Annotated in this window: 11 protein-coding genes; 9 read left to right on the top strand and 2 right to left on the bottom strand. The window is 60.0% G+C overall.

Annotated elements, in window-relative coordinates:
* Positions 1–55 precede the first annotated feature (55 nt).
* Complete coding sequence (gene recN, locus FY550_RS14400; protein WP_070978121.1) at positions 56–1,729, bottom strand: DNA repair protein RecN; 1,674 nt, start codon at positions 1,727–1,729, stop codon at positions 56–58.
* Positions 1,730–1,961: 232 nt separating this feature from the next.
* Between recN and grpE the strand changes: the two genes are divergently transcribed.
* From grpE to FY550_RS14375, 5 genes are all read left to right on the top strand, one after another.
* Positions 1,962–2,615, top strand: a complete 654-nt coding sequence (gene grpE, locus FY550_RS14395; RefSeq protein WP_070978123.1) for a nucleotide exchange factor GrpE — start codon at positions 1,962–1,964, stop codon at positions 2,613–2,615.
* A 124-nt stretch (positions 2,616–2,739) separates the two neighbouring features.
* The gene (gene dnaK, locus FY550_RS14390; protein ID WP_070978221.1) at positions 2,740–4,665 is read left to right on the top strand and encodes a molecular chaperone DnaK; all 1,926 of its coding nucleotides are present in this window, start codon (positions 2,740–2,742) and stop codon (positions 4,663–4,665) included.
* A gap of 86 nt (positions 4,666–4,751) precedes the next feature.
* A complete protein-coding gene (dnaJ, locus tag FY550_RS14385) occupies positions 4,752–5,903 on the top strand; it encodes a molecular chaperone DnaJ (protein ID WP_070978125.1) in 1,152 nt (383 codons plus the stop codon).
* 174 nt (positions 5,904–6,077) lie between these two features.
* Positions 6,078–6,485 carry an Ohr family peroxiredoxin gene (locus tag FY550_RS14380; RefSeq protein ID WP_070978127.1) on the top strand — a complete coding sequence of 136 codons (408 nt, stop codon included), beginning with the start codon at positions 6,078–6,080 and terminating at the stop codon, positions 6,483–6,485.
* A gap of 79 nt (positions 6,486–6,564) precedes the next feature.
* The gene (locus FY550_RS14375; protein ID WP_149054625.1) at positions 6,565–6,972 is read left to right on the top strand and encodes a septal ring lytic transglycosylase RlpA family protein; all 408 of its coding nucleotides are present in this window, start codon (positions 6,565–6,567) and stop codon (positions 6,970–6,972) included.
* 4 nt (positions 6,973–6,976) lie between these two features.
* Here FY550_RS14375 and FY550_RS14370 read toward each other — a convergent pair whose 3' ends face one another.
* Positions 6,977–7,951 (bottom strand): esterase-like activity of phytase family protein, encoded by a 975-nt coding sequence (locus FY550_RS14370; RefSeq protein WP_070978132.1) that lies wholly within the window; start codon positions 7,949–7,951, stop codon positions 6,977–6,979.
* Positions 7,952–8,052: 101 nt separating this feature from the next.
* Here FY550_RS14370 and dapB point away from each other — a divergent pair, with 101 nt between their 5' ends.
* From dapB to carA, 4 genes are all read left to right on the top strand, one after another.
* On the top strand, positions 8,053–8,862 hold the full coding sequence (gene dapB / locus FY550_RS14365; RefSeq protein WP_070978134.1) for a 4-hydroxy-tetrahydrodipicolinate reductase: 810 nt from the start codon (positions 8,053–8,055) through the stop codon (positions 8,860–8,862).
* Positions 8,863–8,909: 47 nt separating this feature from the next.
* Positions 8,910–9,476: a GNAT family N-acetyltransferase gene (locus tag FY550_RS14360; protein ID WP_070978136.1), complete on the top strand. Its 567-nt coding sequence runs from the start codon at positions 8,910–8,912 to the stop codon at positions 9,474–9,476.
* Between the two features lie 7 nt (positions 9,477–9,483).
* On the top strand, positions 9,484–10,575 hold the full coding sequence (locus tag FY550_RS14355; RefSeq protein ID WP_070978138.1) for an MBL fold metallo-hydrolase: 1,092 nt from the start codon (positions 9,484–9,486) through the stop codon (positions 10,573–10,575).
* 235 nt (positions 10,576–10,810) lie between these two features.
* The gene (gene carA, locus FY550_RS14350) at positions 10,811–11,965 is read left to right on the top strand and encodes a glutamine-hydrolyzing carbamoyl-phosphate synthase small subunit (RefSeq protein ID WP_070978140.1); all 1,155 of its coding nucleotides are present in this window, start codon (positions 10,811–10,813) and stop codon (positions 11,963–11,965) included.
* Positions 11,966–11,973: the final 8 nt, after the last annotated feature.

Here is an 11,973-nt window from a genome sequence, read left to right as displayed (position 1 = left end):
CGCCCCCTTTTTTCTCTGATGTCTGCGGCCAGGCCAGTGCCTGGACGAAACAGGTTCAGTGTGCCGAGTGCTGACTGCTGGTCAGCATTTCACGGGCATGGGCCAGGGTATGATCGGAGAGATTGACACCACCGAGCATGCGGGCCAGCTCGCGAATCCGGCCGCTTTCATCCAGCAGTGCCATGGAGGTATGGGTGCTGTCGTCGCCGGCCTGTTTTTCGATGTGCAAATGCTGATGGCCCTGAGCTGCCACCTGAGGCAAGTGAGTGACGCAGAGTACCTGACCGTGGGTGCCAAGCTGGCGCAGCAACTGACCCACAATTTCGGCAGTGGCGCCGGATATACCAACATCGACTTCATCGAAGACCAGTGGGGACATGGCGCTGTGACGCGCTGCTACGACCTGAATGGCCAGACTGATGCGTGACAGTTCACCCCCGGAGGCGACCCGGGTGAGAGGTCGGGCCGGCTGTCCCGGATTGGCGCTGATCAGAAAGCGAACATGGTCAAAGCCATCGGGCTGGGCGGTCTCCCGTTTCTCGACTGCCACCTCGAAGCGGGCCTTTTCCATGCCGAGAAAGGTCAGTTGCTGTTGAACCGACTCACCCAGCTCGGAGGCTGCCTGATGGCGCCGCTCCGAAACGGTACGCGCCAGCTCCCGCCAGCTCTCTCGCGCCGTCTCGCTCTCACGGGCCAGGGTATCGATATCCTGTTCATCATCATCGAGCTGATTCAGTTCATCGCGCAGCCGGCGATGCAGCGTCGTGACTTCTTCCGGCATGACATGATGCTTGCGGGCGATGCGATGTACTTCTGCCAGACGTTCTTCTATGCGCTCCAGTCGTTCGGGATCAAGTTCGGTAGTTTCGACATGGTAGTGCAACTCGCGTCCGGCCTCTTCAAGCTGAATCCGCGCGCTGTCGAGCATTTCTCGCACCTCGGCCAATCTGCCATGATCGGCACCGGGTAGCTGGTCCAGGCGTTGCATGGCTCTGGAGAGGCGTGACAGGGCTCCATCCTCATCATGATCGCAGCAGTCTGCGGCGAACTGGGCATCGCCAACGATCTGCTCGGCATTGGCCAGTTCGGTCTGCTGCTGCTCCAGTACTGTCAGTTCATCCTCCTCCAGGGCGAGGTGATCAAGCTCTTCGACCTGGTAGCGCAGCAACTGACGTCGTGCCCTGGTTTCATCATCTGCTTCACGCGCCTGCTTGAGCCGCCGGCGGATCTGTTGCCAGTGCCGATAATGGCTTGCCAGGGTTTCAGTCTGTGTTTGCAGGCCAGCGAATTCATCCAGCATCCGCAGGTGGGTGTCTTCACGTAACAGTGCCTGATGAGCATGCTGGCCATGGATGTGGATCAGTTGTTCACCAAGTGCCCGGAGGTCGGCAATGGTGCAGGGGGTGCCGTTGATCCACGCCTTCGAGCGACCTTCGCTGGCAATGGTGCGACGCAACAGACACTCGTCGTCGTCGAGTTCACGCTCTTGCAACCACGCCCTGGCTTCCGGAAGGTGGCTGATATCAAACCGGGCCGAGAGCTCAGCCCGGCGCGCGCCGTGACGTACGCTACCGGCATCGGCACGCTCACCCAGACAGAGCGACAGAGCGCCCAGCAGAATGGATTTGCCGGCCCCGGTTTCCCCGGTAATGGCCGTCATGCCGCTGCGAAAGTCCAGTTCCAGATCTTCGACGATGGCGTAATCACGAATGGTGAGCTGTGCCAGCATGGTCGCTCCCTGTATAAAAGTACGGGTCTGGTTTTTTATACAGTGATCGGGTTTGCCCTTCAATCCCTGCCTGCCTCTCTGATTGACCTTTCCTTTAACGACAGACTTGAGATTGCGGTGATCATCCCCATTACAGGGCGCAGACAGCGCCGCTATCGCGGCCGGCATTGTCCGATCGTCAGGAACATGACGAGTTCGGAGAGGCAACGGTTTTCAACAGGAGGCTTCTCGTATGGCCAGAGATCCACAGCAGCCCAGGGATGAAGAGCTCGAGCGCGCGGAGCGTGATGCCGAGCCTCAGCCGCTGGAAGACGAACAGGTTGCGTCCGAGAACATTGGCGAGACGCTGGAAGAGAGCGACGCCCTTCACGCAGAAGGGGAAACGTTCGAAGGCGGAGATCCCGAAGCCGATGTGCTGGCTTCTCGTGTTGCCGAGCTGGAAACAGAGCTCGAGCAGGCGAAGGAGCAGCAATTACGAGCTTCCGCGGAAGCCCAGAATGCTCGTCGGCGGGCCGAACAGGATGTCGAAAAAGCGCGCAAGTTCGCGCTGGAGAAGTTCGTCAAGGAGCTGCTGCCGGTCGTCGACAGTCTCGAGAAGGCCCTGGAAAACATGGGTGATGAGGCCACCGAGACCCATCGTGAAGGGGTATCGATGACCCTGAAGATGCAGCTCGATGTGCTGGGCAAGTTTGGTGTTGAGCAGGTTGAGCCGCAGGGCGAGCCCTTTGATCCGCAGTATCACGAGGCCATGTCGATGGTGCCCAACCCGGAGATGGAGCCCAACACCGTGATGGATGTGATGCAAAAGGGATACACCCTCAACGGTCGATTGGTTCGTCCGGCGATGGTGGTCGTCAGCAAGGCCCCGGATGGGCAGGGTTCATAACTGCTGAATTCGGAAGGTGTTGCCCGGGCCTTGAAAGCGGCCCAGGCATACCCCACATAAGCAGACAGCGACGCGGCACTTGCCGCAGATGATTGAGTCAGACGATTTTTTTCGAGGTGACACCATGGGACGCATTATCGGTATCGACCTGGGAACGACCAACTCCTGCGTGGCCGTTCTCGATGGTGACAAGACGCGGGTAATCGAAAACGCGGAAGGTGCCCGCACGACGCCCTCCATCGTCGGTTATACCGATGACGGCGAGACACTGGTGGGTCAGGCGGCCAAGCGCCAGGCCGTCACCAACCCGTCCAATACACTGTATGCCATCAAGCGTCTGATCGGCCGCAAGTTCAGCGACGATGTGGTACAGAAGGACATCAAGATGGTGCCCTTCAAGATCGTCGAAGCCGACAATGGCGATGCCTGGGTACAGGTCAACGATCAGAAGATGGCACCGCCGCAGGTCAGCGCGGAAGTACTCAAGAAGATGAAGAAAACTGCCGAGGACTATCTCGGCGAAGAAGTGACCGAAGCGGTCATTACCGTGCCGGCCTACTTCAATGACTCGCAGCGTCAGGCCACCAAGGATGCCGGCCGTATTGCCGGTCTTGAAGTCAAGCGCATCATCAACGAGCCGACCGCCGCTGCACTGGCCTATGGCATGGACCGCAGTGGTGGCGACCGAACCATCGCGGTCTATGACCTGGGCGGCGGTACCTTTGACATCTCGATCATTGAAGTCGCTGACGTCGATGGCGAGAAGCAGTTTGAAGTGCTGGCCACCAATGGTGACACCTTCCTGGGTGGCGAAGACTTTGATCTCAAGCTGATCGATTATCTGGTTCAGCAGTTCAAGAATGATTCGGGCATCGATCTCTCCGGTGATTCGCTGGCCATGCAGCGTCTCAAGGAAGCAGCCGAAAAGGCCAAGATCGAGCTTTCTGCCGCACAGCAGACCGAAGTCAATCTGCCTTATATCACTGCGGATCAGAATGGTCCCAAGCACATGGCCGTCAAGGTCACGCGGGCCAAGCTGGAGTCGCTGGTCGAGGATCTGGTGCAGCGTTCGCTGGAACCCTGCAAGACCGCCATGGAAGACGCTGGCCTGTCCAGCAGCGAAATTCATGATGTGATTCTGGTCGGCGGTCAGACCCGTATGCCGCTGGTGCAGAAGAAGGTCGCCGAGTTCTTTGGCAAGGATGCGCGCAAGGACGTCAACCCGGACGAAGCCGTGGCGGTAGGTGCGGCTCTGCAGGGCGGCGTGCTTGGTGGTGACGTCAAGGACGTGCTGCTGCTTGATGTGACGCCGCTGACGCTGGGGATCGAAACCCTGGGTGGCGTGATGACGCCGCTGATCGAGAAGAACACCACGATCCCGACCAAGAAGACTCAGACCTTCTCCACTGCCGAGGACAACCAGACAGCCGTGACCATTCACGTGCTGCAGGGTGAGCGCAAGCAGTCGGGTCAGAACAAGTCGCTGGGTCGTTTCGACCTCTCGGATATTCCGCCGGCACCACGCGGTGTTCCGCAGATCGAAGTGGCGTTCGACCTTGATGCCAACGGCATTCTCAACGTCTCTGCGAAGGACAAGGCAACCGGCAAGGAACAGTCGATCGAGATCAAGGCTTCCGGTGGTCTGACCGAGGAAGAGATCGACCAGATGGTCCAGGATGCCGAGGCGCACGAGGCCGAGGACAAGAAGTTCGAAGAGCTTGTGCAGCTGCGTAACCAGGCCGACGGCATGATTCACGCTGCTCGCAAGACGCTTGATGAAGCCGGTGACAAGGCCAGCGACGAAGAGCGTCAGCAGATCGAGACCGCCATCAGCGAGCTTGAGGAAGCGACCAAGGGCGACGACCAGGAACACATCCAGTCGAAACTGGATGCGCTGACCGAGGCTTCCGGCAATCTGGCCCAGAAGATGTACGCCGAACAGGGTGAAAACCAGGACGGCGCACAGACTCAGGGCAGCACCGGCAAGGCTGACGACGATGTGGTCGACGCGGACTACGAAGAAGTCAACGACGACCAGAAAAAGCAGTAAGGCAGGCACCTGCCTGATGCACAACGCGGGGGCCTGGCTCCCGCGTTGTTTTTGCGGGCAAGTGACTTCGGAGGGCGCAGTGATCCATGGCCAAGCGTGATTATTATGAGGTACTCGGCGTTGATCGCAGCGCCGATGCCAGAGAGATCAAGAAGGCGTATCGACGCCTGGCACAGAAATACCACCCCGATCGCAATCCTGAAGATGAAGGAGCGGCAGAAAAATTTCGGGAAATTTCTGATGCCTATGAAGTTCTGAGCGACGACGAGAAACGGGCTGCCTACGATCAGTTCGGTCATGCCGGTGTGGACGGTCAGGCCGGTGGCGGCTTTGGCGGCGGCGGTTTCGGTGGCGCCGGAGCTGGCGGTTTCAGCGACATTTTCGGCGATGTCTTCGGCGATATTTTTGGCGGTGGTGGTGGCCGTCGCAATCCCAATGCACCGCAGCGGGGTGCTGATCTGCGGTATAACCTCGAGGTCGATCTCGAGGATGCGGTGGCCGGCACTACAGTCGATATCCGCGTGCCGCGGCTGGTTGAATGCGAGCGCTGCAGCGGTGATGGCGCTGAGCCCGGCACCAGCAAGAAGGGCTGCCCGACCTGCAACGGTATGGGTCAGGTGCGCATGCAGCAGGGTTTCTTTGCAGTACAGCAGACCTGCCCCACCTGTCATGGCCGCGGTGAAGTGGTCGAGAGCCCCTGCCGCAAGTGCCACGGCGAAGGCCGCGTTCAGGAAACGCGTACACTGTCGGTGAAGATTCCGGCCGGTGTCGATACCGGTGATCGCATTCGTCTTAATGGCGAGGGCGAGGCTGGCGTCAATGGTGGCCCGGCAGGCGATCTCTACGTTCAGGTGGCGATCAAGAGCCACCCGATATTCGAGCGCGACGGGCGCGATCTGCACTGTGAGGTGCCGATCAGTTTTGTTGACGCAACACTGGGTGGCGAGCTGGAAGTGCCCACTCTGGAAGGTCGGGTCAAGCTCCGGATTCCTGCCGAGACACAGACCGGTAAACTCTTCCGGCTACGCGGCAAAGGCGTCAAGCCGGTACGTGGTGGCTCGCCCGGTGATCTGATCTGCAAGGTGGTGCTGGAGACACCGGTCAACCTGACAGAAGAGCAGCAGAAGCTGCTGCGCCAGTTCCAGGAGAGTCTGGATGGCACCGGCACCAAACACTCACCGCGCAAGAGCAGCTGGTTTGATGGCGTGAAGAAGTTCTTTGAGGACATGCGCTCCTGATCAGCCCATGGCGAGATGCCTATCGGCCCTGTCCGCGTTGGCGGATGGGGCCGTTTTTGTTGGATGTATCCGGTCAGGTGCGACGGTTTCACATTCTCCATGTGCGAACTACGCTGTCAGCGATTAACGGATCGCGAGCTTCGATCCGCTTCATTGCTTCAGAGGAGGTTTATCATGTCGGTCATGTATCAGACATCCGTTGCAGTTTCCGGTGGTGGCCGTAACGGACATGCGCGCAGTGATGATGGCATTCTCGATGTTGATCTGGCGATGCCGGGCAGCGGCGAGTCGGCCACCAATCCTGAACAGCTTTTTGCCGCCGGTTATGCCGCCTGTTTTGCAAGCGCGGCCACAGCACTGGCAAAAAAACAGGGCCATGAACTGAGTGATATTCCTGTTACTGCTGAAGTCGCACTACATTCGGAAAATCACGACTATTCGCTGAGTGTGAAGCTGATTGCTGAAGTGGCTCTGCCTCAATCGGAGGCTGAAACACTGATTCATCAGGCTCATGAGATGTGCCCGTACTCGAAGGCAACACGCGGCAATCTCGCTGTTGAACTCGAGGTTCGAGGCCAGTAATTTCCCTTGCTACTGCTGGCAGGTCTGGTAACAGCGCCTGCCGGATGGGGTCGTCATTCTCTGAAAACAGGCTGTCATCATGAGTGCCCGGGTATTGTTGCCGCCCTGTCGTCTGCCCATCATTGCGGCGCTTGTCAGCCTGTTGCTGTTACTGGCAGGCTGTGCCGGCCCATCGGTTGATTCGACGCCGGGCAGCATACAGCGAGGCGAAGCTTCCTATTATGCCAGTCGTTATGTCGGCCAGCAGACTGCCAGTGGCGAGCGCCTGAGTGCGCAGCAACTGACAGCGGCTCATCGTTCCCTACCCTTTGGTACCCGAGTGCGGGTGACCAATCTCGATAATGATCGGCATGTCATCGTGCGCATCAATGATCGGGGGCCCTTTACCCGCGGTCGAATCATCGACCTCTCGCCGCTGGCGGCAAGGCGCCTGGGCATGCTGCGCTCGGGCACCGCACCGGTTCGCCTTGAAGTGCTGTCACGCTAGCATGCTAGTCCTGATGCTGATCGGTATCGACATCGATGCAGCTCAGCAGGGATGACTGCAGCAGGCTGTAGTTGTCGTCACTGACCATCAGGTAGCGGTGCGCGCCGATACGGGTAAGTCCCTCGAAGTTATCCAGCCGCCAGCCATCGGCGCTGGAGAGCCTGGCCAGCGTAGTCACGCTGGTGCTTCCATCGTCATTGAGACGAGTGCGGCGCAGGGTGATAACCAGCGGATGGGGCGGGTCGAAGGCGCGCTCCAGTGTCAGCAGCGCCTCTTTCTCCGGCTGGTTCGGTATTGATAGTGGCGCCATTGAGGTCAGGGCGCTGGCCGGCTCGTCCGCCAGTACGTATTGCCACTGCTGTCCGCGATCGTTGAACAGGCGAGTGGTCCTGGCAGGATTGCCTCGCGGTGGCACTTCCAGCCCAGCCATCAGTCCATATCGTGTCGTCAGCGTCATGGCTTCGATCCCGCCGTTATAGTGCACGCCTTCAAGCGCTTTTGGCCTGTCGGCGGCACTGATGGCCTGCCCGGTTAACGAAAAGCGTTGAATACGGTGGTCGCGCTCAAAGCCGATCAATAGCGTTGCCGGTGTGTGAGTTGCGTCCAGGGTCATGGATTCGGCATCGGCATGTGGCATTTCCAGCACCTGGCCGTGACGATTGCGCAGTTGATGAGCCGCCGTAATGGTCAGCTCGCTCAGCGTGTCACGCTCGAAACGAGGTTGCGCCTGAAACAGCCATCCCCGGTCGGAAAGCAGATAAAGCGTATTGTTGTCGGCCTGCCAGGCAAGATCGGAGAGACCTCCCAGTGAAGCGTCCTGGGGGGTGTGGTCGGGCAGCCGTAACGCGCCACACCAGCTGACCCGGGCGGAAGGGTCGGCATTGTTGTTGCCCATATCGACAGGTCCGGCGAATGTGCATCCCGACAGATGCAAGGTGATAAGCAGTACTGGCAGACGAGCGCGAAGGGCGCGAGGCATTCGTAGGACTCCTGGAATCGATCAGCCGTGCGTAGTGGCAATGGTTGTGCAGTGGCAATGGTATAGTGCCGAGGACATCTTCGAACATGACAGGAGCAGGCATGACGCGCATTGCCGTGATGGGCGCCACAGGACGCATGGGACGCATTCTGGTCGAGGCGGCGCAACGCAGTGAACAGGCTGAGCTGAGCGGTGGCGTGGTGCGCCCGGAGAGTTCACTGGCAGGCGCCGATATCGGGGAGGTCATTGGGCTGGGCCGTGCAAGCGTTGCGCTGAGCACCTCGGTTGAAGCGATCATCGATGATTTCGATGTTCTGATCGACTTCACCACACCTGATGTCACGATGAACAATCTGGCGCTCTGTGCCCGGCATGGCAAGCGCATGGTGATCGGAACGACCGGGTTCAATGAAGAGCAGCTTGCCGAACTCGATGGCTATGCGGACCAACTCCCGTTCGTGTTTGCCGCCAACATGAGCACCGGTATCAATCTTGCTACCAACCTGTTGAAGACCGCGGCACGCGCATTGGGTGATGCCGGCTTTGATATCGAGATCATCGAGGCCCATCATCGTCACAAGGTGGATGCACCCTCCGGGACAGCACTGATGCTGGGACAAGCCATGGCCGAATCGCTGGGGCGCGATCTGAAACGGGATGGGGTATTCGAACGATATGGTCAGATCGGTGCGCGCAGCGACCGCGAGATCGGTTTTTCCACCATTCGTGGCGGGGATATCGTCGGTGAGCATACAGTGATGTTTGCCGGAGATGGCGAACGCATCGAGATCACCCACAAGGCGTCAAGCCGGCTGACCTTTGGCAACGGTGCAGTGCGGGCGGCCCAGTGGCTGATGGACCAGACGCCCGGCCGTTATGACATGCAGGACGTACTGGGGCTGAAAGGCTGACTCTACCCGAAGGGCTACCGCCGCCATCTGTTTCAGGATGAATCGTCATGACCGCTCTACCCGCCTGTCTCGTGACCGACCGTCTGACATTGCTGCCGATCAGTGTCGATGATGCCGAGGCGCTGCACGCTGCCCTGTTTGAGTCCATGACAGTACTGATGCCGTGGCTGGCATGGGCGAGCCCCGACTCGACACTGCAGGAGCGGCGTGATTTCTGCAGGCAGGCTGAGTGTGCGCTGCACGATAGAACGGGAGTCACGTACGCACTGTGGCCTGCGGTAGAGCAGGTGCCCACCAGGCTGGCGGGCGTCATGGAGATGCGGGACATCGACTGGCAGGTGCCGGCAGGCACGCTGGGTTACTGGTGTCATAGGGCTTTTCAGGGGCAGGGGTTGATCACCGAGGCGCTGCAGGCGTTGAGTCATGCATTACTGGTCGAATATGGTTTCCAGCGACTGGCGCTAACCTGTGATGAACGCAATCTTGCCAGCCGTCGCGTCGCCGAGCGGTCCGGTTATCGTCTGGAAGGTATCCGGCGTCATGACTGCCGCGATCATTTTGGAGAGCTGCGCAATACCTGCTGTTATGCGCGCCTGAGAGGGGATGAAGGATGACAGGGGCATGAGCCGTCTGGCGCGCGGGTGGCCACCGCTCTGGTGGGTGTCGCTGAAGGGGTTGGCCGGAGGCTATCGCTACAGGGGGCCTGTCAGCGATCACTTCGATGGTAAGCGCTTTCACAATGTACCGCCCCTGCCGCCCCGGGCACCGGGTGCATTCCGCCAGTGGCGCGAGGAGCGGCGGGAGCGACCGGTTTGGCAATGGCGTGATATCGAACAGGGGGTCACTCCGCCTGAGAGAGTCGATCAAAGCGCGCTGCAGGTCACGCTGATCAATCATGCGACCTTCCTGGTCCAGGCGGGAGGCCTCAACGTGCTCACTGATCCGGTCTGGTCGAAGCGCGTCAGCCCGCTCAGCTTTGTCGGGCCGGCGCGATTTCACCCGCCGGGGTTGGCGCTTGAACAATTGCCGCCGCTGGATGTCATCTTCGTCAGCCACAGCCATTATGATCACTGCGATATCCATTCACTGCGGCAACTGGCGCATCGTCACCCGCAGGCCGTGTTGGTCACCGGCCTGGGGAACGAGACGCTGATGCGTGAACTGGGCTTTGCCCATGTGGTGGCGCTGGATTGGTGGCAGACGCATTCTCTGGCAAGCGGCGAACATCTGATTTTTACACCCGCCCAGCACTGGAGTGCGCGCACCCGCCATGATGCACGTTGCACCCTGTGGGGTGGCCTGTGGCTGGAAACGCGCGCCGGGGCGCTTTACTTTGCCGGTGATAGCGGCTTCAACGAGGGTTTGTTCGCGGTTGTGGCCGAGCGGCTGGGGGCGCCTCGCTGTGCGCTGCTGCCAATTGGTGCCTTCAGACCAGAATGGTTCATGGCGCCGGTACACATGGGGCCGGAGGAAGCGGTCGAAGTGCATCGGCTGGTGGATAGCAGAGTCAGTATCGCCTGCCATTTCGGCTGTTTTGCGTTGGCCGATGAAGGCCAGGATGAAGCACAGCAGTTGCTTGCCGAGGCGCGCGCGGCGGCCGGGCTGGCGGATGAGGCGTTTCAGGTTCCCCAACCGGGAAGGGTCATCGATATCGGGCCGGAGAGGCAGGTTAGCCTGGCGCAGGATAGCGTGACCGATCAGGATCGGGTATGATCGACCCAATTTGGCCGGGTAAAACCCGAGGCCCTGTCAGATCACAAGCGGGATGAAATTCTTCGGGATTTCTTCCCGCTTTTTTGCAACCTGATATCGGCCTCGGTGGACTCCCGGGCAGTTTCGGTTCGCTCTTTCACGCCCGGCCGTAACCCTGATAACAGGGCCCATCGAGAGGTGTCCTGTGACGGCTTGCGGCCGCTGGCGATCAACTTGCCCCGGGGAGGATGTTGCGTTGATCAAACCTGCGATACTGGCGCTCGAGGATGGCAGCGTGTTTCATGGTCAGTCCATCGGGGCTGACGGACTGACCAGTGGCGAGGTGGTGTTCAATACCGCCATGACCGGTTATCAGGAAATCCTCACCGACCCCTCCTATTCTCGCCAGATTGTCACCCTGACTTATCCGCATATCGGTAATACCGGCATCAATGACGAGGATATCGAATCCACGCGCATTCAGGCGTCCGGACTGGTCATTCGCGATCTGCCACGTCTGGTCAGCAACTTCCGCAGCGTGCGTTCGCTTGATGAATATCTGCGCGCCCAGAATGTGGTTGGCATCGCTGATATCGATACCCGTCGGCTGACCCGGCTGCTGCGCGACAAGGGGGCGCAGAATGGGGCCATTCTCGCAGGCGCCGAGGCCGAGGGCGACGAAGCCGAGGAACGAGCGTTGGCGGCGGCCAGGGAGTTCCCCGGGCTCAAGGGCATGGATCTTGCCGATCAGGCCAGTGTGACCGATATCGCTGACTGGCATGCCGGGGAGTGGACGCTGGGCGCCGGTCATGCCGACTTCGTCGGGCGTGAGCGCCCCTGGCATGTGGTGGCCTATGACTACGGCACCAAGCACAATATCTTTCGCATGCTGACCAGTCGTGGCTGCCGTCTGACGATCGTGCCAGCTCGCACGCCGGCCAGCCGGGTCATGGAGCTGCAGCCCGATGGCGTGTTCCTGGCCAATGGTCCCGGCGATCCGGAACCCTGTGATTACGCCATCGAAGCGATTCGCGAGATTCTCGAAACCGGAACCCCTGTATTCGGTATCTGCCTGGGCCATCAGCTGCTGGCGCTGGCCTCCGGTGCACGCACGGTGAAGATGAGACAGGGTCATCACGGCGCCAATCACCCGGTACTCGACCTGGCGACCGGTCATGTGATGATTACCAGTCAGAACCATGGTTTTGCCGCCGATGAGGCGACTCTGCCTGCCAATGTACGTGCGACTCACCGCTCGCTGTTCGATGGCACCCTGCAGGGTATCGAGCGGACCGACTGCCCGGCCTTCAGCTTTCAGGGCCATCCCGAGGCGAGCCCCGGGCCGCATGATATGGCGCTGCTGTTCGATCGTTTCGTGTCGATGATGGCGGCCCGTCGCCAGGCTGCCTGATGTCGAGC

Source organism: Kushneria phosphatilytica, assembly GCF_008247605.1.
In the GTDB taxonomy this organism is placed as follows: domain Bacteria; phylum Pseudomonadota; class Gammaproteobacteria; order Pseudomonadales; family Halomonadaceae; genus Kushneria; species Kushneria phosphatilytica.
The sequence above is the reverse complement of the archived record's forward strand: the minus strand, read 5'-3'. Positions and strand labels throughout refer to the sequence as shown.